This window comes from Treponema sp. OMZ 857 (genome assembly GCF_024181085.1).
Lineage (GTDB): Bacteria > Spirochaetota > Spirochaetia > Treponematales > Treponemataceae > Treponema.
Genome location: NZ_CP051147.1, coordinates 81,177 through 103,494 on the forward strand (window position 1 = coordinate 81,177; position 22,318 = coordinate 103,494).

The following is a 22,318-nucleotide window of genomic DNA, read 5'->3' on the forward strand; positions in this document are numbered from 1 at the left end:
TTTTTCATATTGATACGAGAGCAGCACATTTCTACTGTGCTAAGCCGTACATACACGGTTCCGGCCTTGTTCTTTTGCACAGTACAATGCTTCATCGGAATGCTTGAGTATATCTTGCACATTATCGTTATGGGTACAAGGAACTAAGCCGATTGAACAGGAAACAGCTAGCTCAGGATGCTCGTTAAATCTGATGGCGTTTACACCCTCGCAAACATTTCGGCAAAGCGTTTCGGCACGTTCAAATTTTCCTCCGACAATAAAACAGAACTCATCGCCGCCGTACCGTATCAGTGTATCCTGATGGTCAAAGGTTTTCTTAAATACATCGGTAATTGCAAGTAAAATGTTGTCGCAGAATACACTCCCATAGGTCTTATTCAAAGTGCCGAAACGGTCAACATCCACCATTGCAAAACTGGCGCCGGTGGTTTCAGTGTTCCGGCGGATAAGGTTTCCGATATTGTCATCCAGATAACGGCGGTTAAAGAGCCCGGTAAAGGGATCAGTAATAGCGCGCTTTTTGGCTTCGTCACCCCACTGGATAACCTGCGTTAAAAAGCTGTTTGTCCGCAAGAGGCGGGAAACCGTACTCGACAGCATTTGCTGTAAGATGGAAACGGCAATAACAGGATCGTTTACAATAATCTGAGAAAAGTCACGTGCTTTGAGCATAAAACAGGAGGTGTTTTCCACCGCCGTACAAGAAGCTGAACGGGCTGTTTGCTCCAACAGCGACATTTCACCAAAAAAATCACCGGAACGCAGCCGTCCCAGTTCGATGTTTTCTTCTCCCGATTTTACCGAAATCGATATACACCCCTGCGCTATAATAAAAAGCTCCGAACCGATTTCGCCCTCATATACGAGGGTCTGACCTGCTTCCACCTCACAATAAAAGAGGGAGGAAAGAACAACTGCCATTTGATTGGGGGTTAAGCGTGAAAAAATAGATGTTTTGCGCAAAACTTCAAGCCACCGCTGTTTTACTTCGAGCATTATATATCCTCCGGAAATAAAATCATCGAACCGCCGCGTTGTCTGCCTATGAGCGGTATACCGGAACATCGCGTTACAATATCGGTATAAATTTTACCGTGCTGGGGGAAAAGAACAACACCGAGGCTCATACTTAAAAAGATTTTCTCCCCGTTAAAAATATGAGAAAGATCCAATGTTTCCAGCTCATTTTTAATTTTCTCTGCAAATGCTCGCGCAGAGTCCTTATCGGTATACACATGGGTAAGAACCGCAAATTCATTCCCTTCGTAACGCACTAAAACGGTATTTTCCGAAAAAGCTTTTTTTAGATGGCCGGCAATAAAGATAAGCGCAGTATCACCTGCTTCATGCCCGAAACTGTCGTTGATCTGCTTAAAGTTGTCCGGTTTCATCATAATGAGCGCAAAAGGTTCTTTGCAAAATTCTGCAAAAGATTCTTCTAAATATGTACGGTTAAAGAGACCTGAAAGCTTATCGCTATAGACCTGATTCCTCAGTTCGCGTACAACCGGCGAATTCTCTTTAATGAGCATATTAGCGGCTCTGGTACGTTGAGAGGTAAAAATCAACAATGATTGAAAGAGATGAGCAAGTATCCGCGGATTATCGTGGAATAAGGCTTCGAGCGGAACCCCATCTTTGGGAAATTCCAAAACACGGGCTTGTTTGTGTGCTATTGCATACGCATCATGCGGTTTACCGGTAAGCAAGGTGATTTCACCGAATAATTCCCCGGCAACAAATTCAGCCAATGCGGTCTTTTTATCGGGAGAAAGCACTTCCGCACTGCCGTTCAGCAACAGATAAACCTTCGATCCGTTCTCTTCGGGGGTGAATATTATGCTGCCGTCCTCAAACTCATTTGCCTGACAATGCATCATAATTTCGTCTAATTCTTCATCAGTCCACCCTGAAAAGAAAGAAGTCTTTTGTAAAAAAGTTTTTGCTTGAAGAGCCAAGTCCGCTGATAATGGTATTTCTTGCATACCCTGTACTATATCACAAAACGAACAGGGAGTCATTAATAAAGCACGCAATTTTTTTATTGTAACTACGTTTTCCAATTTATCGGTATGGATTATAACCTTATTTCCGTACCTGAAGCGTCATGCCCCCCCTACTGTACAGATATCAAATATATGTTACAATGCGTTTACAGATATTTCTAAAACCGTGGGAAGTTCTTTGGAGATTTTCTTTTCTTTAACTTATCTTAAACCCTGATAAAAAAGGAGCATTATATCTTTATGGATCACTTTGGAATGTGGGGCATCATACCGCCCGTTTTAACTATCGCGCTTGCTTTCATCACAAAAGACGTTATCGTTTCGCTTTTTTTGGGGATTTTATCCGGTTGTATTATTGTTGCCGGCGGAAATCCTGCTGCGGCGCTTATGAGACTAACGGATCTACTCGCCGGTTCCTTAGCTGACGGCTGGAATATCCGCATCTTCCTATTTTGCGGATTGCTTGGGGCACTGGTCGGTATGCTATCAAAAACGGGAGCAGCCCAGGCGTTTGGATTGTGGATGTCTAAAAAACTGAAAAACAAAACTGCTTCTCAGTTTGCAACGTTTATATTCGGTCTAATCGTTTTTATAGACGACTATTTTAACTCTTTAACCGTTGGAACGGTGATGCGCCCGATAAATGATCAGCATAAAGTACCGCGCGCAAAGCTTGCGTATATTCTGGATTCCACCGCAGCCCCTGTGTGCATTTTAGCGCCTGTTTCAAGCTGGGTTGTTACCGTTATGTCCATCGTGAGAAATTCCGAAGGATTCGGTAAACTCGGCATGAGCGATTTTGAATTTTTTATCCGCGCTATTCCGTACAACCTTTACGCGCTGACGACGATTCTGATGATTCTTGTCATCATCTTTTTTAAATCGGATTTCGGTGCAATGAAAAAATCCGAGGACTTAGCAAGAACATCCGGTCTCCTCTGGAACGAAGAGCTCTACGGCGTTATCTCCGGTGATATTCCCGAAGAGCAGACGACCCGAGCAAAGCCGATCGATATGCTGCTGCCCATTTTGCTTCTTATTGTTTTTGCCATTGCCTTTTTTCCTGCCGTTTCGTGGATTAACGCTATAGACGGCACGACAATTACCAATATATCGCAAGCAGCCGCATCGATGAATCTCCGCGACGCTTTCATTAATACCGATTCATCCTATGCGCTTTTTTATGCCATTATCTTTACCTTAGCCGTTACATACCTTTACTATCTTGCACGCCGCCTTATGAATCTAAAAGAAGCCAGTGAAGCTGTCCGCGACGGTATAAAATCTATGGTTCCCGCCCTCATTATTTTGACGATGGCGTGGTCAATCGGAACGGTTATACGCTCATCTCCTGCAGACGGCGGTTTAGGGCTGGGGCGCTATCTTTCTGAGCTGGTTGTGAGCAGTTCCTTCCCGCTGTGGATACTTCCCGCCATTGTCTTTGCGTTATCAGCGGTTATTGCATTTGCAACCGGCACGAGCTGGGGTACGTTCGGTATTATGATTCCGATTATTATGCCGATCGCCGTCGGATTGACGGAAAACGCCGGATTAGCGCAAAACGCCGCGTTTAATGCCGTCTTTATTTGTATTTCAGCTGTTCTCGGAGGAGCCGTCTTCGGCGACCATGCATCCCCGATTTCAGACACAACGATTTTATCTTCCACCGGAGCAGCCTGCCCGCATCTGGAGCATGTCGCAACACAAATGCCCTATGCGCTTTTTGTCGCAACGTGTTCGTTAGTAGGATTTATCACCGGCGGAATCTTTATGAACATTCTTTCCGCATGGCTCGCCGTTTTAGTGGTATTTATCGGTGGCATGATTCTTCTACCTAAGATAACGAAAGCATAAAGCAGCAAGCAATATGCCGGACTAAGCTTGGGGATGGCTATAACTACTTCCCCAAGCTCGCCGATGGAAAAATCAACACACCTCGATGCAACGTGTCGGGGTATCAAACTCTCCTTACAAATAAAGGAACCGCAAACAGGAGCAGTATCATATTGATCCTGTGATTATTCAGCCTTCCCTGCATAAAGCTGTTTTAAAATCCGATATCGTAAAGATCAATGTACTGTCACATATCATGCTTTTTACTGTTTATTTGCAACGCACTTATTGGAAGCCTTGTTTCATTTAATGAAGATAGGCCTAATCTGTCTGTCAATGATATGTTCCGGCGGATATTATGGTAGAAAAATATTATTGTTTTAATTCCCAATAGTTTAGATTGCAAATAGGTCGTTCTCATGATATTATAAGGAAAGGTCGAAAAGGCGTTATGCTCACACGCCACTGGCGTGGTTGTTGGAAAGAGAGTATTTAATTATTATGATTTAGATTTAGGAGAAAACTATGGAAAACGAAATTATAATTAGAGATCCAGACAATAAACGAATTAGAAAAATTATAAAAGTTGATATTTCGAGAGAAATTCAGAACGAATGCAAAAAAAACATGGAATTGATTCTTTTTAAACAATCTCAACAAATTACACAGCTCTTTTCTTTATTAGATGTTAAGCATTCATGGGGTATTATTTCTGAATTGGGAAGTGCCGCTCTTGGTATCGATGAATACGATCAAATTGATGAAAAGCAATTTAAAAGATATTCAACACAATGTCAGAGGTGTTATGACAAACTAAATTATGGTTTAACTAATATTTCTAATCAATTGATATTTACATTAGAGAATCTACCTGATAATTGCTTAGACCAACCATTTATAAAAAAAACGATTGAAACAATTATATTTTTACAAGAAAAATATATAAATAATACTAAAAACAATATTTTGCCAGTGCAAAAGGAACTCTTAAATGGATATATAAAAAAGCTCATTGAAGTATATAACAAGAGACTTGATAATGCAATTTATTTGTGTGAACAAAATAACTCATGGTGGTCAAAAGCTATTATTTTTAGCCAGTCAATAAATAGTGGTTATTCTTGGTTACATGCTTGCAATAATGTTTTAGTTTATTCAGAAAATCAAAATCAGTTTAAAAACTATTTAATAGCTAATAAGTTAAATATAAATTTTATTGAAAGTCCTAATTTAGAATATGATAAAAAACATCAAATTCCTAATACAAAAATTTTATATTAAAGAACCTAAAAGCGTAAATTTAAAAGAAACAAGAAGAATTGCATTACAAAAACATGCTACAGAAGTAGAGAAATATTTAAAATATGATGATAACAATAATTTTCTTGATTTAGTATATGATTAATAATATTGTAATTTTTTAGCATAACACCCACTTCAACCTGACATTGCGGACGAGCCGCAAATGCAGGTTAAGCGGTAGTTAAACGGACACCCCTGTGGGGTGCATTATATTTTAATGGAAAATTTATGAATAAAAGTGTAAGGGTATATATTTTTTTATTGTTCAGTTTGTTTTCTCTAAATTCAAAATTATTTGCAACAGCACAGGCTTCTGACATATTGATTCTTGAAAATGAAATAAAAGAATTGTTTACAAATCCATTGGGGCAGCTGTTTTTACAAAAAGAAGAGGTAAGCAATAAATTTAGTAAAATTTTTTCTAATTACAAAGCACTGATTTCTAGTGCTTGTTGGCGTGGATATATCGCAAAATTCGTGATAAAAAATGATTGTTTATATATCATTGATATTTTTATAACGATTCCTATATCTCCAAAAGATAAATCTAAACTGTTTGATACGGAAGAAATTTCAATTTTTTCAGAACTATTTGAAGCAGATATACCGGTTGTATGTGATTTTTTTACTGGAGTTCTTACTATACCTCAAGGTGATATGATAAATTATATTCATGATGGGTATCTTTCAGAATTTGAAGAATACATCTTAATAAAGGTAAATAATGGGAAGATAATTGAACAAGGAAAATATAATTTAGAAAATTATAAAAATAAAAAACACCAAGCATTCGAAAGATTTTATGGTTCTGCTAAGTGTAACGAATCTTGGAATTTCATAAAAAATAATTTTGAAGATATTGTTGAAGAAAATTCTAAGAAAGAAATACTGAAGGATTGTGAAGATTTATATTTATATGATTTTTATGAATTTTGAGATTAGCGTCGAACACGCGCTTCAACGCTGACAAACGGGAAATGGTTTTTAATGGTTTTTAATAATTTTTTACTAATATCATTTTATTTTTTCGTATTCATTCTTCCTGGAATCGGAATAATTTTTGGTATTATAGAACTTAAAAATAGAGTCTCAAATAAGAACGCTGTTTCTAAAAAGAAAAATAATAGATTTGGTATTTATGGTATTGTTTCAATTCTTTTTATAATTTTTCTTCTTTTTTTTCCTATCCATACAGTTCTTTCTTTAAAATATTCAAAACCTGAATCTTTATTAAACTATTTTGAAAAGAACTTTGATTATTTTGAAAAATACAGTTTTGGTTATATGCCATATACCGCAGGAATATCATGGTGCCGTCTTGGAAAAGAAAGAACTCCCAATGAAAAATATGATGGATACATGAAAATTGAATTGGAATATAGAGTAGGAACATTATTTAATATATATCCGGATAAAAAGTTTAATAATATAATCGTTTATTCTGAAAATGATATAATTACAAATAATCCAAGACCTGAATTATTCAAGAAAATCGAACCGACAAGTCATGAGAATTGGTATTTTGTTTATGTAACTGATGCCTATATTTATTTCTAATGAAAATTTGTTTTAATTAGAAAATGAAATTGAACTTTAGAGTTTGAACGAAGTTATAAAAAGACTGGAAATTATGATAAAACTGCGATATTATTATGATAGTGATAATTGGTGATAGATGGATTTCGTATTCATCTTTGCGGCAATGCAGGTTAAGCAAGTATTATGTACATGCCCCGAAGGTTTAGACAGAAAGAGAAATGGAAAAAATATCCTTACAGAATAGAACATTTATTTTAGGATTGATAAGCTTTTTATTAAGTTTAACCTATATATTGATATGTATTTATGTTTTTCTTATTAGTAAGAAAAACAGTGTTGTTATAACTATTTTAATAAGAGTAAGTGTTGTATTGATGTTATTTTCATTTGTTTTTGGAACAATTGGACTTATAAAAGCAAAAAAAGGATTGCTAGGAAAAATATTATGTTCTATTTCTGTAAGTTTAGCAGGTATAATTATACTTTCCTGTATTTTAATGTTCTTAGAAATAGCATATCCTCATAAAATATCAAAGAAAAAAGACTTAGAAAGAACAGGAAAAATCATTGAACTTGATCTTACTGATGGAAAGTATTTACAAAGAATTGAAACACATTGTGGACTTTTATATAAAGGAGACTATTATGCTAAAATTAAGTTTTCAGAAAACAGTAATATTTTGAAATTAATAAAGGAAAATCCAAATTGGAAAGATTCCGATTTACCAAAGAGTCTGTTATTTTTATTTTATGATACAGAGCCGGAAGATAACATTAATTTTATACATGATAAAAGAATGGTTTTCCCTAAAACAAAAAACTATTATTATTATTTCATAAATCGTTTAGATGAATTTGAGAATCCTGAAAATAAAAATCCAGATTTTATATTACATTGGAAATACTCATTTAATTTTACAGTGGCTTTATTTGATTTAGATAGTAATGTTTTATATATCTATGAATTAGATACATAAATAATCACATAATATCGTTTTCGAAGCCGATATTTTTACGTATGCGGCAATGTCAAATCAGATTATGGAACCGGAGCAGATAAATGAATAAATTAACACAAAATAAAGTTAGTATTATTAGCATTTATTGCTTTATTTTTTTATTCTTATTTGTATTATCCTTATGTATTTACAAAATATCTGATGGATCAATTACATACATCGAAATGTTACAAGAGGACTATTTAATAATTTTACTTGGTGTTCCATTATTTATTCTTTCAAAGCATAGTTTACTTGATAATTTTGTGAGTATTATTATCATTTTAGGTACAATAATTCCAACCGGGTTTTCAGTTAAGAAAAAGAAGTTACTGCCATTTATTATCATTAATATATTATCAGTAGCGTTATGGTTCTTTATCGGAATGATTGCGTTTGGTATTAGAAAAGGAGAATGATAAAACTTCTAACACTTGCTTCAATACTAACATTTCAGATAAGCCGTAAATGCAGGTTAAACGAATGTTAGACGGACACCTGTAGTACAGGATAAAAAAATGAAATCAACTGAAGTATATAAAATTATAAATCTATAGCACAAAGGGATAAAAAGAAGAAAATAAAAAAAGCTATTTCCATAATAGGAACTATTTTACTATGTATTTCTTGTCAAGAAGAGCAAAGAATCATTGATTATATTTCTAAAAATATTATGAATAATGCTCAATCTGTAATTGTAAAAACCACAAATGAAAATTATGATGCATCTAAAATAAAACTAAGTGAAAAATTTGGCGAGGTTGAAGATCCTTTTACAGGGAAAAAATATTTTAGAAATTATGTAGCATATCCATATTATAGTATTAAAGAATTCTGTTCCGTTCTTGATGGAGAAATTATTCAGATTAATAAAAATAAATCTGAAAAAGGAAATACTTCTATAATTATAAAAACAGAAGAATTGGAAATTGAATATTTTGGGTGGATAAACTTAAATACAGAATTAAATATTGGAGATAAAATAAAAAAAGGAACGTTTCTTGGGATATTATTCGGTGGAGGTGAATCAGGAATGAAATTACATATAAGAATGAAATATAAGAATAAAATTATAAATCCATCTATTTGGTTGGAAAGTTATTAACTAAAAGTATTAAAAAATTTGCTTAAAATACTATACTTTTCACACCCAACAATGAAGTCTGACTTACGTCGCGCGTCAAAGTAATGTTAGTCCAATATCAGTGTACATTTGATACCACTTTTATTCGTGCGGAGGCTTTAATATCCCGATGCTCTGCGCCGAGGTTGTTGATTCCAGCAAAAACCATAAATACAGATTTACTCCCGTTACCCTTTCCTTCTGCCGTAATATGCAGCGTTTTCTCTATCTTTAAGAGGAACGGTATCGCTTCCGTTTTACCGACAGCATCTTTGGAATTATCTACGGGCACCTTTATTTCAAACGGATTATCATTTGACCACACCACAACCGAAAGTGTAAGGGCAGCATCTTTTTTACCTGAAAAATGAATAACAACCGGAAAATTCGGGCGAGGAGAAGATACAAACGTTGCCGTATCGCCGGAAGCATTTTGTTCAAATCGAACATCGGATTCAAAAATTGCAATATCATTCACTGCGCTCAAGGTTACGGCAAATGCTTCAATTTTTAACGGCGAATCAATGGTAATAGCCCCGATGCTGCGCTCAAAGTAATTTTCAAATGAGGTACGAACAGTTAAAAAACTATCCGCAGTTTCCGCTGTACCCTGTGTATTGCCACGGGTATAATCCGTTATGCTTTCTTCCGCCGGAGAATCGATATATTTTTTTACAACACTGCTTTCATCACCGTTAAGGTGTTGAATCAACATCCAGCGATTATGAACGGTATTCCTTGTTGCCGGCATAATAAATACCCAAAGCACTAACACAAGAAACAGCCCGCCCATAACCTTACATTGAATCGGTATCCTAAAAAACGGTTTAGTAATTTTTCTTTTCTTATCAATACTGAGACCAAGCCTGATTAAAAACAGATCAAACGGAACAAAAATACATGCTGATGCAAGGTTGATAAAAAATATGATATGAAACATATATTCGCGATAAAGAATAATATGCGTTACAAACGGCATAAGCGGTAAAAAAAGACATACGATAAATATAATTTGCAGTACAATATTTTTAAAATGATAGGCAGCTAACGATACAAAATAAATGGCCATAAAGATGATTGAAAACGAAAGGTTAAAAAATGAAAAAATAAAAATATTTAATAAACAAACCGCGTGCGCAATAAATCCGTAAATAAAACGATTTGCCGGAAGTGGAATAAATTTATTAAATGCGGTAACGGTAAACATAAAAAACAATGCAAACACATATTTAATCAATAGCGCTGTCAACGGGAATGAATTCAGCTCACTTATAGACGAAAAACGCAGGTAAAAAAGTGCTTCCGTTATCTTGGAACCTAAGAAAAAACTAAGCCAATTGATCAAGAAAAAATAGAGCGGCATCCACCACAATTTAAATAAATCTTTTACATGTTGATCCCGTTTTTTCCCGAATAAAAAACTAAAAAATACCAACCATAGCAAGAATATAATTGACGATACGATAAGCGTTATAACTATATGCTGCTCATTAATGACAACAAGTTTTTTATGCAGCTTAAAAACAAAATAATGAGTATCCCATTCGTTACTCATACTCTGAATAACTGCAGGCGCAACCGAAGAGAAAAAATCCGATAAATCCGCACCGGTTTCTATTTTTATCGCTGGAATATTCGCCTCATTATAGAGCTGTAAAGCAGGGTCATCAGGCAGCCAACCGAGACGGTGAAACACAACCGCATTAGTATAAAAGTCAATAGGAATATTTTTTTGTTCCAAAGAGGCGTATACCGCTTTTAGAAACCATGCAGGGGTTGTACCTTTCGATGTTCCCGTAACAATCCGCGCGCCATCGGATTTATCGGGGGCAACAAGACATACAGCGGCATTCGGATATGTGATCAAAGTCTGAATTAACGTCTTAGTCCCCTCGTATCGCTTTACGGGAACATCAACCGGTAATTCGGAAATATCATTTTTCGTAATAGCAACAATGATATGAGTATCCGGCGCCTCAGCGGATAATTTTTGCGCATATTTTTGCAGTTGCAGGGTTATAGCAGTAGCTTGATTATCACTACCTGCCGATGCGGTAAAGACAATAACCTTATCCGTTTTAGGCCCGAATTCATAAAAGATATTTTCTGCAATCAGCCCCTTCGCCGGTAAAAGAAGAAAAAAGAATATCCAACACAAACGTACTGCCGGTAACAATACTTTCTGAAATAAATAGTTATACACGCAGCTCATAAACTGTCATAATCCTGAACCTTACCGGTTGAAAACCATATTTCGATACGCTTATAGGAACGATTTATCCTTCGGACAATAGACGCAGCTTGTTGCCGTGCAGATTCCTCGGCAATGACATCGGGATGGTATTTTTTCAATAAGTGTTTCCATGCTTTTTTGCAATAATCAAGCGGAACACCCGGAAGCACTTGCAGAACGGCAAAATCTTCCGTTAAAGCATCGGGAACGGGTATACGTATCGGTTCAACCTTTTGTTCAGGTTCTTTGTATGTTCTTTTTTTAGGAACACGCCGTTCTATTTTATTTCCGGCACTTCGGTATCTACCCTGCCGGCCTTCTACTGCTTGTTCAAAGGGATCATCATCCGTGCCGAGCCGATCACGCAGCAAACTGCCGAGGGTTTCGTAATAATCCGACATTATCGCATTTTCCTCTCTATAATATCATCAAACACAGCACCGGAACCTCCGGTAACATCTTTCTGCAAAACCGATCCGATAAAATAATGTAAATACTCAGGAGACTCTCCGGCCGTTAAATTCTTTTCGGTTCGTAAAACGGCAATATCGCTATTTTTCAGCACGGCACCTTTCTGTAAATCTTTTACATAATGCAGCGAACGATTCGTTTTACCGTAATTTTCTTTTTCCGCAGCAGCAAGTTTTTTTTCACCGTCACCGATAATGCGCTGTAGAAAATCTTTAGAATAGCCGTAAGCTTGTGCCGCCTTAAAAATATCTTCATCGGATTTACCGGTTAATTCCCTTACTATTTTTGACATTTGCAAAAACTGTGCGGGTTCCAATGCGACAGGATCATCAAGACCGGCATCACTGCGGGAAAGACAAATATGCTTTTCAAGAATACAGGCGCCGCTCAATAACCCTGCTATCGGAACTGCAGCAGGATCAAGCGAATGATCGCTAATACCGACGGGACTGTTAAACAACATCGATAAGGATTGCAGCACAGCCGTATTATAATCCGTTTCCGGCGCAGGATACGCCGTTACGCAATGGAGCAACGCCCGCATATTGGCAGGCAAGCCGTTGCTTTCCAAACAGCTTATGGCACGTTCAATATCGCCAAGCCGAGAAACACCGGTCGAAAGAATAACCGGCAGTCCGAATGAAGCAACGCGTTCAAGCAGCGGAAAATGATTGAGTTCCGGCGACGCAATTTTTATAAAAGCCGGATTAAGCTGCCGCAATTCATCGGCGGAACGAAGCCCGAATGCCGAAGCTGAAAAAAGCATTCCAAGCTTATGTGTGTACTGTGCCAATTCACCGTAAAAATCAATACTGCACTCCAGCCCTCTAAAGCGTTCATAGAGGGGAATCCTTCCGGTCGGTAAATTCACAAAACCGGTATCGGGATGCAAAATTTCATCCGCATATACAATCTGAAATTTAACCGCATCTGCTCCGCTTTCTTTAGCAGCCGCTACCAATTCTTTCGCCTTCTGCAAGCTGCCGTTATGCCCCGTCCCAATCTCCGCAATAATCAACACATGCTCTTGCGATGAAAATATGTTTTTTCCTACCGTAAACGCTTTTATCATACTGAGCTTAGTATAGTAAAAACCGCCAATCCTGTATATCTCAAAAAATTTTCAGTAGCAGAGCTTTTCAGTCAAGCTATTTCAATCGTCAATTCCTTATTTTCTCCACTGTTCATAACCTCTGCATAATCGATGTAAAACTTGTTTATAAGACTCATTCTACTGTGTATATCTTTTTCAGCTGTGCATAATGATACAAATTGTGAACAATTCAAACATCATTATTCAAACGCTAACTAACGGCTAAACAATGCTTTAACCTAAATATCAAGAAATTCACAGTGCCTACTATTACTATTACTAAATTTATATTATAATAAAGATAACCTCTTTTTAGGAGAAATCATGAAATTTACATTTACTAAAGAAGTTTTACTAAAAGAAATGGCTATTGCTCAAGAAATCATTTCAAACAAAACAGCAATATCCATACTATCAAATGTCCTGCTCATAGCAAAAGAAGGCAGCTTGACAATCCGTGCAACCGATATAAAAGTAGCCTTTGAAACAAAAATCCCCGTCGATGTTGCCGAAGAAGGTGCAACAACCGTATTCTGCGATAAATTCACCAGTATTATCGCTTCAATGCCTTCCGGCGAAATAGAAGCGGAACAAAAAGATCAAAAACTCATTATCCGTTCTATCAGCAAAAAAGCAAAATTCTCTCTTAAAACCATATCAGATAACGACTTTCCTCCTTTTACCGATTCTTCAAATACTCAATTCTTTGAAGTTCCTGCAAAAGAATTTAAAGAAATGATAACTCAAACGATTTTCGCTGTTTCCGATGATGAAACACGTTACTTTATGAACGGCGTCTACATGGAAAAGAAAGAAAACAATCTGATTTTTGCAGCTACCGATGGCAGAAGATTAGCATTTATTCAACATGATTTTGGGATTGCTTTACCTGATTTTAAAGGGAGTATCATTCCTCCTAAAATTCTTTCTATTGTGCAACGTCGATCTTCGGAAGAAGGTATGATTTCTATCGGAATAAGCGAAAAAAACATATTCTTCCGCTTCAATGCTTATAACTTTTCTTCGGTTTTAATAGACGGTCAATTCCCGAACTATGAACGAGTTATTCCCGAATCTCAAGAACATCACTTTGAAGCTCAATGTGATGATTTCTTACAGGCTTTAAAAAGAGTTGCCTTACTTGTAGAACAAAAATCCAAACGGATATTCTTAAAAATTTCTGCCGGTACGCTCTCCATCACGTCAAATGAAAATGAACTTGGAACAGCAAACGAAGAAATTCCTTGTAAATACGAGGGTGAAGAAATAACCATCGCCTTAAACTATATGTATCTTGAAGAACCGCTCAAGGTACTTGGTTCGGAAAATATCCGCATAGAATTTACCGATCCGATGCGGGCTATCACATTACGGCCGGAAACAGATACTCATTTCTTCCATATTATTATGCCGATGCAAATGGAGTAGTATTTGTGCCGTTTTTGTCGATCTCTCCTTACAACTTCAGGAACCTTGAGGATAAGGCAATTGACCTCTCCGCTCCTGAAGTTTTTTTAGTCGGTCAAAATGGGCAAGGTAAAACAAACCTACTGGAAGCGTTATACCTTGCCGCTTATGGAAATTCCTTTAGAACCAGAAACGAAGCGGAAATATATAAAAAAAATACCAATGAATATAGTATCCGTGTCTTATTTAAAGAAAATGAAGAACGGAGTCATAGAATATCAATTATTTCAAAAGATAAAAAAAAAATCATAGAAAAAAACTTAAAGAAAATTCACGACAGAAAAGATTTTATCTCAACTATTCCTTGTATTCTTTTTTGTCATGATGATTTGGATTTTGCGACAGGAGCGCCGGAGCGCCGCCGTTTTTTTATCGATCAATCTCTTTCTCTATATGATCCTTCGTATATCGATATTCTACGGAACTTTACAAAATTATTAAAATCGCGAAATCTCGTATTAAAAGAAAAAAAGAGTGAAATACTGGACGTTATTGACGCGCAACTTATCCCAATCGGCATACAAATTATAGAAAAACGCCGTGCACTTATTGAATCGTTCAATAATATATTCTCTTCGTTATATGAAAATATTGGTGGGATAGATTTCGTGATGATCGATTACAGCCCTTCGTGGAAATCGACGAATTTTGATGAAGTGTTAATATCATTAATAGAAAAACGCCAGCTTGATTTTACAATGAATACCAGTATGTCGGGGCCTCATCGCGATAAGATACGCTTTATCCGCAATAAAAAGCCTTTTGTACAAACCGCTTCGATGGGGCAGCAACGCTTACTTTCGCTTGTTTTGAGAGCTGCTCAGGCATTTTTTTATACGGAAAAGACAAAACGGTTGCCGGTATTGCTGATGGATGATGTTCTTTTGGAACTTGATCCTGAAAAACGAAAAAATTTTACCGAGCATTTACCTCGTTATGACCAGCTTATCTGTACATTCCTTCCGGGTGAGCCGTATCAAAACTACATACGCGAAAAAAGCCGTGTGTATATTGTCTCGGAGGGCAGCTTTCGTGCAGAATGACGTAAAAAAGCTTTCAGAGTTGATTATGAACTATCTTGATAAGGTAGGGCTTTTTGAACAATCAAAAGTATTGGAAGTATATTCGTCATGGTCTTCTATTGTCGGAGAGAAGCAAGCTACCCATTCAAAACTAATCGATATAAAACATCAAACGGCGGTTATTGAAGTTGATCACCCCGGTTGGAGTCAGCAGATTTTATTAAACAAGAAATATATTTTGCGAAACTTTCAAAAAAGATATCCTCAACTGGGAGTTAAGAATATTTCCGTTATTGTTTCATCGCATTATGAGACTTCTCATCAGTTTCGAAATACTGAAAATAGCGGTAGAGCGGTTCCCGATAAGCAACAGGTGACTGAAAAAGCTGACAGACTATCAATACAGCAGGAAACGTCGATAGAAACTGATGATGTTGTAAAAACAGAATTACCGCAAGAAGTACAAAAAGCCTTTGAAAGATTGAGGATGTCTATTAGAGAAAGAGATTAGAATAAATAACAGCGGATGAGGGGAGTCGGACCCCCGTCACGAGCTTGGGAAGCTCGGGTAATAGCCGTTATACGACATCCGCAGAACTTTTAAAGAGTATCACCTATTAGTATAGTACGTCAAGATATCAATTTAATAATTTTAATGAAGAAATGGTAAAAGAAGTAAAAAATTTAATGGGGATGTCCCGAAAGTAACCAACTTTGGGAACATCCCCATGGTAATTTAAGTTTTTTACTTTTTACCTGGAATACGGTATCTTAAACCAATACCGAAGCGAGTAGCATACCATACAGAAGTGTGTATCCTACCATCATAATAATCCGGATGGAAATTAATGGAAACACCGACCGGAGCCCAATCAATGAATATATTAAAATCAGGGATATTTCCAAAATTTAATTCCCATCTAACCGGTAATAAAACGTATATTGAGCCACCTTTGTAGGTTCCCCCATAATATGGTACGGTGTAGAAGTCAAAACTACCTCCAATAACCGGACCTAATGATAATGGACAGTGTTGATTGCCAAGACCTGATAATACCGGATCCCATACCGTAAAAAGAGCTCCAAGTTGAATATCAATATGATTCCAGCTAAAAAGACCGCTATAACCGGCAACTAAATCGAATTCAACCAAATCATTAAATTCATGTGAATAAGATAAACCGAACGGAGAACCGATATATCCGCCTATTTTATCCTTTCCTCCGTTACCATTACCGCCGCCGGTACCCTTTGCCGCAGCGAAGGTGAATGAGCTCGCTAAAAGTGCAAACATACTAATAAAAAGTAGCTTTTTCATATATCCTCCTGATATATATTTTTTTTAGATTATCTTCTCTTTATCGAAATGTCAAGTAAAAAAAGAGATTCAAAAATTAGCAAGATAAACTTTTTAACAATAATGACTTATATTGTTACTATTATAGTTAAATTGACGAAAAGCGTGCTAAAAAATAAAATAATTAATGAATAGATATTTTATTACAATCTTTTATCAAATGTTTCACGTGAAACATTAAGAAAAGCTGTTTGCGAAACTTATAAAAAGAAATAGCCTTGATACAGAGCATATAGTGTACAGTGACGAGAAGTTAAATCCTCCGCACAAATAAAAAAGCCCCTCAAATATTTGAAGGGCTTTTTATTAATATTACAGCTAAATTTAAAGTTCTTGGAAATAACTATGAATTGATACGTTCTTGATATTCATTCGATTCGGTGTTAACCAGTATCTTTTCACCCTGTTTGATAAAGAGCGGAACACGAACTACAAGGCCTGTTTCAGTAGTGATGGGCTTTGTTGCTCCTGAAACGGTATCGCCTTTTACATAGTTTTCGCTTTCTGCAACTTCAAACACCATTTTTGCAGGAATTTTTACATCGATAGGGTTACCTTCCCAAATAAGGATTTCGTATTCATCACCTTCCCGCAGATAGTATTTTTTATCATTTATGATGTCTGAAGGAACTGAAATTTGATCATAGCTTTCGGTGTCCATAAAGAGATAGCTTTCGCCGTCTTCGTATTGATACTGTCCTTTGTGTGTATCTACTGTTGCGTCTTCTACGGTATCGGCCGTTTTGATTGTTTGGGTTAAAACAGCCCCGTCTTTTAAATTCTTCATTTTAACACGAGCAAATGCAGCTCCCTTTCCGGGGTTTACAAATTCCCGTTCGACTACTAAATACGGACTACCTTTGTGTAATAATACCGTTCCTTTTGCAATATCGCCGCCTCTAATCATATTTCACCTCATATAAAATAAATTAGTATTTCAAAATCTGTGTGAAGGGAAGTTCAAAAAGTGATAATTTAAAAGGATTTTCTTTTCTGAACTATCTGTAAATTTTATAAATCATTATTGTATAATGATTTATTTAATATACAAGTCTGTTTCACAAATAATTTTTTTGAATATACCGAATAAAAAATAATATCAGTTTTTTTTAACTTATACAAGATTGGCAAAACACCGCTGAAAATATTTTTAATGCGGTTGCCCTGAAACACTATCCCCCATAGGCAGCATAGAGTTTCATCCCTCTTTTCCACACCATTGTACACGATATACCAAGGATCGTTATCCAGCCGAATGCTTTGCATAAAGAAAAAAGAGCGGAATGCATCGGCATATCATCAAGTAAAAGGCTTACCGGAATATGAGAGATAAAGGCAAAGGGGAGGTTTTTTAAAAAGGTAAATACGGATTTTGGTAAAAGGACGAGCGGGAAAATAATACCGGCGGAAATATTTTTAAGTACCCGTATTGAGGTATACAGTGAAGAAACTCGAGAAAAATAAAAACTATAGAGCGCTATCAAAAAATCAATTAAAAAGTTGATAAGATACCCTGTAACTAAAAAAGCTGCAAAAAAGACAATCTTCCATACGGATAGCATAAATACAAAATATCCGTGTAACACAAAATATAAAACCGTAATCGGAAGGGCATTCATAACAATAAAAACAAAACGATACGGTAAATCGACGGCAAGTTGATACAATGTATAGTTATACGGTTTTATCAGATACTGATTGAGAGAACCGACTCTTATATCATCTGAAATTTTGAATACGGAAGTTGTCGAAGTAATATTGTATGTAATTAATGTTAAAAAGTAATACGACACTATTCCGCTTGCTTCAAGAGGAATGGTGCTGCTCTGAGCAGTAACGGCAAGCCACAATAAGACATTAACGGTAAAAGGAACGAGCGAAAACAAAAATCCGGAAATAAAATTTGCTCGGTATTCCAATTGATTTGCTAAGCTTATCTTAAAAATTTTATAATAGATATTCATAATTTTTTCCTATAGTGAATTAAAAATAGTGTCTTAAAAAATCACTCATCTGGCTTGTACAATTTTCTGATGACATCTTCCATGGATATATTTTCAATGGTAATATCGCTTAAATCTTCAATAAACTCATTGGAAATATTTTTTAGTATATCTAAACTTTCAGTTGAATCCGCAGAAATTTTTACCGTATCGTCAGCTGTTTTTTCTGCAGTGCCGATTCCTTTTTGTTGAAGCATAGTTATTATTTTTTCAGCTGTCGGAAATTTTAATTTGAGGATAAAATATTTTTTATTGAGAAACCTTGTTTTAAAATCGAGAAAAGAATCCGAGTATATCTTTTCTCCGTTATTTATCAAAATCAATTCGCTGCAAAGGGAAACAATATCGTTAAAATTATGACTTGTTAGTATAAGCGTCGCATGATACGTACTGCAATAGTGCTTTAAAAAATCCCGTATGTTGTATTGCGTAATGACATCAAGGCCTATTGTGGGTTCATCAAGAAAAATGAGTTTCGGTTTATGAATTAAAGCCGCTATCAATTCCATCTTCATCCGTTCCCCCAACGACAGCCGTCTCACTTGAACATTTACCTGTTTTTCTACACCGAGTATTTCAATCATTGTGTGCAGTGTTTTTTGATAGTCGGCATCTTCAATTTCATAAATTGTTTTATTAAGTTCAAAAGAATCGACGGCAGGTAGATCCCACCAAAGTTGACTCTTGTTTCCCATCACCATCGAAATTTGCTGCAGATACTCTTTTTTCTTTTCAAAGGGATTATGCTGCAAGACACTCAGATTTCCTGTCGTCGGAAGTATTAAACCGGATAGCATTTTAAGGGTCGTCGTTTTTCCCGCGCCGTTTAAACCGATTAACCCCGTTATCGAGCCCTGATTAATTTGAAAAGAAAGATTTTTTACCGCAGGCTTATACAATTTTTCACGTTTAAACAAGTTTTTAATACTGCCTTTCAGCCCTACCTCTTTTTTATAATACGTATAACTTTTGCAAATATTTTCTGCAACAATAATCTTTTCGCTCTTAACTGCCTGATCCGACATAACGCTTTACTCCTTTTTTAAAAATAAAATTCGATAATAACAAAAACAGTATATTTAAGATAAAAGCATAGAACATAGCGCGCACAGATAATTGTTTAACGATGAACAGAACAGGGAAATTAAAGCAAACAAACAAGGGAATAACAAAGGTTAGAATTTTTTGAATCACGTTCGGATATATTTGCATCGGTTTATTTCCAATAGTAATTAATTCCGAGCCTATCCCCATGACAATATCCATCCGCATAAACCAAAAAGCAAGGCTCATCAATATAAACATAATCGAATAAATTAAAAAAAGGCCATTCAGTGAAAGCAGAATATACAGCACTCCTTTTAACGGTGTGATAGGGATATTCAATTGTATAAGGCAATATATCAAACCGATAGTGTTGATGGCGATGTTTTTTATTTGCGGAATGTCGAATGCATGGCATGAAATATTAAAGCGCGGATTTAACGGTTTTAATAATATAAAATCCAAGGTTCCGGTATTGATCATTTCGGGCAGTCTTTTTAATCCCGGTACTATCGCAAAAGTAAACACAGAGTCCGTCAAGCCGCCCTGAAAAGTCAACATCAGCATTTGATATTTATCCCACCCGTTTATCGTGTTAGTATGAATAAAAATCGTGTCTATAAAAATGATATACATAAAAAGCCATACAAGCTCAAAGGTGCCGCCGCTTATAACATCAAACTTATATTCCAGTAGGTTCATAAGGGAACCTTTAAAATATAATAGTAGAAGATATCTTTTCATTACGCTGTACGTTCTTTCCGTAAGAAGCCGGCTTAAAATAAATTGCAACGAATACTATCACAGCACGGCGACAGCTATCTGTCGTAATTGGATAAAAAAAATTACATTTTTTTATAAAAGTTTTTTCATCAGCTTCAAGAAAGCCGGTATTAATGATGCTATCATAACAACATTGTAAATAATGAAAACCGGAAGAATTTTACGAATATTTTTTTTATTAAATACCAACATAGCTATACCTAGTATAAACAAAATAATTGCTACATAGCAAAACATTATTAGCTCTTTCATTGGTAAAGAAAGGTGAGCAAAATAAAACAATATCATTACAATTGCAGCTAATAACGCAAAAAAATATAATAGTATACCTAACTGATTTGCGACCGATTCAATATCATATTGTGCCTTTTCTTCATCCGGCATAGTATTGTACCCTGCTATTAAGTCGTATGCTTTTAATTCTCTAATTATAATACCGCCGCCGGCGAATGAAAGGAATATTAATACTAAAATAATATATAACATAAAGCACCTCCGAGCACTTTAGCGTGTTCATTCATTTCATAAGCAAAATCGAGCATTATCATAATTAGCTAAAAAATTTTTTGCTGTTTTTACAAGTTCCGCTTGATAATCTTTTGGAGATACGACGGTAACCGCATTCCCGAAGCTGAGGAGTAAGGCCTTCCACAATCGTTCTTTTGCAGGAACACGGATATGGGTTTTATATTTTTGAGACGGCAGCGTTTCGATAACAGAGTCGGGAAAATACTCTTCGATAAGTGGAATTTCCGCTTCGGAAAAAACGATTTCTATATCAATGCAGGTCTTGTAATACGCAAGTTCGGCTTCTCTCATCCTCTGCTGTATATCGCCGTGATTTGCAGCGGCAGTTTCTTTTGAGAGGGCAAGCGTTTGAATCCGTGCAACTTTAAAAGTTCGATACTCTTTTGTTTCTTTAAGGTATGTAAACAAATACCACGCATACCATTTGTAATGAATGGCAAGCGGTTCCGCACAAATATGCGAACTTTTTCCTTCTGAATTACGGTAATCGAATACGATATACTTTTTATCGCTTATAGCTTTTTCCAACAGTAGATTGAAATCTTGTACTTTTTTATTTTCTTTTGTAACACTAAAATCCCAAAAGACTTTTTGCCCGTCTCCTTTTTCGATAATTGCATTGTATTTTTTGATTAAAGAGTTTAACCTCTCGTTTGTGTATGACGTTGCAAGGCTTTCCAACGCATTGACAATGATTTGCTGTTCGCTGTTTTTGACGGTGAGGTTCTTTATTTTATAATGTTCTAAAACGGCATAACCGCCGTACCTTCCGCCTAATGTATACACCGGTATACCGGCTTCAGCGATACTCGCCATATCACGCTGAATAGTCCTCACCGATACATTAAAATACTCGGCTAAGTATTTTGCAGAGACTTTTTCATGATTTAATAAATAGATAATTGTTTCAAGAAGCCGTTCAAGTTTCATAAATAAAATTTCAGTCAACATTCTCGGCGGTATAAAATCATCCGCACGAATAAAACCGTGCTTGTTACCAAATCAATCTCAGCACTGCGATTATTCCGATCAGAATTATAGCAACAGCAATGGCTAATTTTCGGCGTCTGCGGTATTCTTGCTCGGTTTTTGATCTTCGTTTGAGGAAGAACCGATCAAATAAGATGATTGCTGCTATTCCAAGGATCATTAAGATGATAAAGCCTATAAGACCATAGCCGGTTTTATCTGAATATCCTATAAAGATATCCGAGCCTGATCCGTCACCGATAAATATATCTCTTTTCAGCTTTAGAAGAATTGCAATAAAAGATATGATAAGGATGATTAAAAAAATAAGCGCAGTAAAAAAGTATTGTCGGTGTAGCGGGTCGTCTTTTGCCTTCATATTTAAAAAGTTTTTGACGGTAATTGAGCCGAGAACTGTAAGCACTAGAGCATATATAATGCAAATAATGATAAACTGCATTTTTTCTCCATTTCTACTATAAAAGATTGACTTTTTTAGTCATTGTTAGTATCGTCATAAAACTTAATTTTATTATTTTTATGG

The 22,318-nt window shown here is 35.9% G+C and carries 23 protein-coding genes and 1 tRNA gene; 10 read left to right on the plus strand and 14 right to left on the minus strand.

Going from position 1 to position 22,318, the window contains the following annotated elements; genetic code table 11:
- Positions 1–39 precede the first annotated feature (39 nt).
- Entirely contained in the window at positions 40–999 is a 960-nt protein-coding gene (locus tag E4N66_RS00325; RefSeq protein WP_253728472.1) for a GGDEF domain-containing protein, read from the minus strand.
- The gene (locus E4N66_RS00330) at positions 999–1,988 is read right to left on the minus strand and encodes a GGDEF domain-containing protein (protein WP_235619790.1); all 990 of its coding nucleotides are present in this window, start codon (positions 1,986–1,988) and stop codon (positions 999–1,001) included. Before E4N66_RS00330 ends, E4N66_RS00325 begins: the two co-directional genes overlap by 1 nt.
- A gap of 261 nt (positions 1,989–2,249) precedes the next feature.
- Here E4N66_RS00330 and E4N66_RS00335 point away from each other — a divergent pair, with 261 nt between their 5' ends.
- The 7 genes from E4N66_RS00335 to E4N66_RS00365 all read left to right on the plus strand — a co-directional run bounded on the left by E4N66_RS00335 (position 2,250) and on the right by E4N66_RS00365 (position 8,786).
- Positions 2,250–3,863, plus strand: a complete 1,614-nt coding sequence (locus tag E4N66_RS00335; protein WP_253673346.1) for a Na+/H+ antiporter NhaC family protein — start codon at positions 2,250–2,252, stop codon at positions 3,861–3,863.
- Positions 3,864–4,367: 504 nt separating this feature from the next.
- Positions 4,368–5,123 carry a hypothetical protein gene (locus tag E4N66_RS00340; protein WP_253728474.1) on the plus strand — a complete coding sequence of 252 codons (756 nt, stop codon included), beginning with the start codon at positions 4,368–4,370 and terminating at the stop codon, positions 5,121–5,123.
- A 249-nt stretch (positions 5,124–5,372) separates the two neighbouring features.
- Positions 5,373–6,080, plus strand: coding sequence for a hypothetical protein (locus E4N66_RS00345; protein ID WP_253728475.1), 708 nt, complete (start codon positions 5,373–5,375; stop codon positions 6,078–6,080).
- Positions 6,081–6,131: 51 nt separating this feature from the next.
- Positions 6,132–6,701, plus strand: a complete 570-nt coding sequence (locus tag E4N66_RS00350) for a hypothetical protein (RefSeq protein ID WP_253728476.1) — start codon at positions 6,132–6,134, stop codon at positions 6,699–6,701.
- 200 nt (positions 6,702–6,901) lie between these two features.
- On the plus strand, positions 6,902–7,660 hold the full coding sequence (locus E4N66_RS00355) for a hypothetical protein (RefSeq protein WP_253728477.1): 759 nt from the start codon (positions 6,902–6,904) through the stop codon (positions 7,658–7,660).
- 83 nt (positions 7,661–7,743) lie between these two features.
- Positions 7,744–8,100 (plus strand): hypothetical protein, encoded by a 357-nt coding sequence (locus E4N66_RS00360; protein WP_253728478.1) that lies wholly within the window; start codon positions 7,744–7,746, stop codon positions 8,098–8,100.
- 254 nt (positions 8,101–8,354) lie between these two features.
- On the plus strand, positions 8,355–8,786 hold the full coding sequence (locus E4N66_RS00365) for a peptidoglycan DD-metalloendopeptidase family protein (RefSeq protein WP_253728480.1): 432 nt from the start codon (positions 8,355–8,357) through the stop codon (positions 8,784–8,786).
- Positions 8,787–8,883: 97 nt separating this feature from the next.
- Here the strand turns inward: E4N66_RS00365 and E4N66_RS00370 are convergent, their stop codons facing one another.
- Genes E4N66_RS00370 through E4N66_RS00380 form a run of 3 tightly spaced genes read right to left on the minus strand, consistent with a single transcriptional unit; the run spans position 8,884 to position 12,580 of the window.
- Complete coding sequence (locus E4N66_RS00370) at positions 8,884–11,016, minus strand: LTA synthase family protein (RefSeq protein WP_253728481.1); 2,133 nt, start codon at positions 11,014–11,016, stop codon at positions 8,884–8,886.
- Complete coding sequence (locus tag E4N66_RS00375; protein ID WP_253728482.1) at positions 11,013–11,438, minus strand: J domain-containing protein; 426 nt, start codon at positions 11,436–11,438, stop codon at positions 11,013–11,015. The genes E4N66_RS00370 and E4N66_RS00375 overlap by 4 nt, the downstream gene beginning before the upstream one ends.
- Positions 11,438–12,580, minus strand: a complete 1,143-nt coding sequence (locus E4N66_RS00380; RefSeq protein ID WP_253728484.1) for an N-acetylneuraminate synthase family protein — start codon at positions 12,578–12,580, stop codon at positions 11,438–11,440. Before E4N66_RS00380 ends, E4N66_RS00375 begins: the two co-directional genes overlap by 1 nt.
- Before the next feature lie 345 nt (positions 12,581–12,925).
- Between E4N66_RS00380 and dnaN the strand changes: the two genes are divergently transcribed.
- Genes dnaN through E4N66_RS00395 form a run of 3 tightly spaced genes read left to right on the plus strand, consistent with a single transcriptional unit; the run spans position 12,926 to position 15,601 of the window.
- Positions 12,926–14,029 (plus strand): DNA polymerase III subunit beta, encoded by a 1,104-nt coding sequence (dnaN, locus tag E4N66_RS00385; RefSeq protein WP_253728485.1) that lies wholly within the window; start codon positions 12,926–12,928, stop codon positions 14,027–14,029.
- 5 nt (positions 14,030–14,034) lie between these two features.
- Positions 14,035–15,111 carry a DNA replication/repair protein RecF gene (locus E4N66_RS00390; RefSeq protein WP_253728487.1) on the plus strand — a complete coding sequence of 359 codons (1,077 nt, stop codon included), beginning with the start codon at positions 14,035–14,037 and terminating at the stop codon, positions 15,109–15,111.
- Between the two features lie 25 nt (positions 15,112–15,136).
- Positions 15,137–15,601 (plus strand): DciA family protein, encoded by a 465-nt coding sequence (locus E4N66_RS00395; RefSeq protein ID WP_253728488.1) that lies wholly within the window; start codon positions 15,137–15,139, stop codon positions 15,599–15,601.
- A gap of 10 nt (positions 15,602–15,611) precedes the next feature.
- Here E4N66_RS00395 and E4N66_RS00400 read toward each other — a convergent pair.
- The 9 genes from E4N66_RS00400 to E4N66_RS00440 all read right to left on the minus strand — a co-directional run bounded on the left by E4N66_RS00400 (position 15,612) and on the right by E4N66_RS00440 (position 22,234).
- A tRNA-Gly gene (locus tag E4N66_RS00400) sits at positions 15,612–15,683 on the minus strand.
- A 152-nt stretch (positions 15,684–15,835) separates the two neighbouring features.
- Entirely contained in the window at positions 15,836–16,408 is a 573-nt protein-coding gene (locus tag E4N66_RS00405) for a hypothetical protein (RefSeq protein WP_253728489.1), read from the minus strand.
- A 382-nt stretch (positions 16,409–16,790) separates the two neighbouring features.
- Positions 16,791–17,354: an elongation factor P gene (gene efp / locus E4N66_RS00410; RefSeq protein ID WP_162664678.1), complete on the minus strand. Its 564-nt coding sequence runs from the start codon at positions 17,352–17,354 to the stop codon at positions 16,791–16,793.
- 265 nt (positions 17,355–17,619) lie between these two features.
- Positions 17,620–18,411 carry an ABC transporter permease gene (locus E4N66_RS00415; protein ID WP_253728490.1) on the minus strand — a complete coding sequence of 264 codons (792 nt, stop codon included), beginning with the start codon at positions 18,409–18,411 and terminating at the stop codon, positions 17,620–17,622.
- Positions 18,412–18,452: 41 nt separating this feature from the next.
- Positions 18,453–19,475 carry an ABC transporter ATP-binding protein gene (locus tag E4N66_RS00420; RefSeq protein WP_253728491.1) on the minus strand — a complete coding sequence of 341 codons (1,023 nt, stop codon included), beginning with the start codon at positions 19,473–19,475 and terminating at the stop codon, positions 18,453–18,455.
- On the minus strand, positions 19,456–20,238 hold the full coding sequence (locus E4N66_RS00425; RefSeq protein WP_371922425.1) for an ABC transporter permease: 783 nt from the start codon (positions 20,236–20,238) through the stop codon (positions 19,456–19,458). Before E4N66_RS00425 ends, E4N66_RS00420 begins: the two co-directional genes overlap by 20 nt.
- Positions 20,239–20,349: 111 nt before the next feature.
- Complete coding sequence (locus tag E4N66_RS00430) at positions 20,350–20,763, minus strand: DUF3784 domain-containing protein (protein WP_253728494.1); 414 nt, start codon at positions 20,761–20,763, stop codon at positions 20,350–20,352.
- Positions 20,764–20,799: 36 nt separating this feature from the next.
- A complete protein-coding gene (locus E4N66_RS00435) occupies positions 20,800–21,735 on the minus strand; it encodes a helix-turn-helix transcriptional regulator (protein ID WP_253728495.1) in 936 nt (311 codons plus the stop codon).
- 64 nt (positions 21,736–21,799) lie between these two features.
- Positions 21,800–22,234, minus strand: a complete 435-nt coding sequence (locus tag E4N66_RS00440) for a hypothetical protein (protein ID WP_253728496.1) — start codon at positions 22,232–22,234, stop codon at positions 21,800–21,802.
- Between the last annotated feature and the right edge of the window lie 84 nt (positions 22,235–22,318).

Excerpts from the sequence above, each read along its gene's own strand:
- E4N66_RS00325 (WP_253728472.1), bottom strand. The coding sequence starts at position 999 with ATGCTCGAAGTAAAACAGCGGTGGCTTGAAGTTTTGCGCAAAACATCT.
- E4N66_RS00330 (WP_235619790.1), bottom strand. The coding sequence starts at position 1,988 with ATGCAAGAAATACCATTATCAGCGGACTTGGCTCTTCAAGCAAAAACT.
- E4N66_RS00335 (WP_253673346.1), top strand. The coding sequence starts at position 2,250 with ATGGATCACTTTGGAATGTGGGGCATCATACCGCCCGTTTTAACTATC.
- E4N66_RS00340 (WP_253728474.1), top strand. The coding sequence starts at position 4,368 with ATGGAAAACGAAATTATAATTAGAGATCCAGACAATAAACGAATTAGA.
- E4N66_RS00345 (WP_253728475.1), top strand. The coding sequence starts at position 5,373 with ATGAATAAAAGTGTAAGGGTATATATTTTTTTATTGTTCAGTTTGTTT.
- E4N66_RS00350 (WP_253728476.1), top strand. The coding sequence starts at position 6,132 with ATGGTTTTTAATAATTTTTTACTAATATCATTTTATTTTTTCGTATTC.
- E4N66_RS00355 (WP_253728477.1), top strand. The coding sequence starts at position 6,902 with ATGGAAAAAATATCCTTACAGAATAGAACATTTATTTTAGGATTGATA.
- E4N66_RS00360 (WP_253728478.1), top strand. The coding sequence starts at position 7,744 with ATGAATAAATTAACACAAAATAAAGTTAGTATTATTAGCATTTATTGC.
- E4N66_RS00365 (WP_253728480.1), top strand. The coding sequence starts at position 8,355 with ATGAATAATGCTCAATCTGTAATTGTAAAAACCACAAATGAAAATTAT.
- E4N66_RS00370 (WP_253728481.1), bottom strand. The coding sequence starts at position 11,016 with ATGAGCTGCGTGTATAACTATTTATTTCAGAAAGTATTGTTACCGGCA.
- E4N66_RS00375 (WP_253728482.1), bottom strand. The coding sequence starts at position 11,438 with ATGTCGGATTATTACGAAACCCTCGGCAGTTTGCTGCGTGATCGGCTC.
- E4N66_RS00380 (WP_253728484.1), bottom strand. The coding sequence starts at position 12,580 with ATGATAAAAGCGTTTACGGTAGGAAAAAACATATTTTCATCGCAAGAG.
- dnaN (WP_253728485.1), top strand. The coding sequence starts at position 12,926 with ATGAAATTTACATTTACTAAAGAAGTTTTACTAAAAGAAATGGCTATT.
- E4N66_RS00395 (WP_253728488.1), top strand. The coding sequence starts at position 15,137 with ATGAACTATCTTGATAAGGTAGGGCTTTTTGAACAATCAAAAGTATTG.
- E4N66_RS00405 (WP_253728489.1), bottom strand. The coding sequence starts at position 16,408 with ATGAAAAAGCTACTTTTTATTAGTATGTTTGCACTTTTAGCGAGCTCA.
- efp (WP_162664678.1), bottom strand. The coding sequence starts at position 17,354 with ATGATTAGAGGCGGCGATATTGCAAAAGGAACGGTATTATTACACAAA.
- E4N66_RS00415 (WP_253728490.1), bottom strand. The coding sequence starts at position 18,411 with ATGAATATCTATTATAAAATTTTTAAGATAAGCTTAGCAAATCAATTG.
- E4N66_RS00420 (WP_253728491.1), bottom strand. The coding sequence starts at position 19,475 with ATGTCGGATCAGGCAGTTAAGAGCGAAAAGATTATTGTTGCAGAAAAT.
- E4N66_RS00425 (WP_371922425.1), bottom strand. The coding sequence starts at position 20,238 with ATGAAAAGATATCTTCTACTATTATATTTTAAAGGTTCCCTTATGAAC.
- E4N66_RS00430 (WP_253728494.1), bottom strand. The coding sequence starts at position 20,763 with ATGTTATATATTATTTTAGTATTAATATTCCTTTCATTCGCCGGCGGC.
- E4N66_RS00435 (WP_253728495.1), bottom strand. The coding sequence starts at position 21,735 with ATGAAACTTGAACGGCTTCTTGAAACAATTATCTATTTATTAAATCAT.
- E4N66_RS00440 (WP_253728496.1), bottom strand. The coding sequence starts at position 22,234 with ATGCAGTTTATCATTATTTGCATTATATATGCTCTAGTGCTTACAGTT.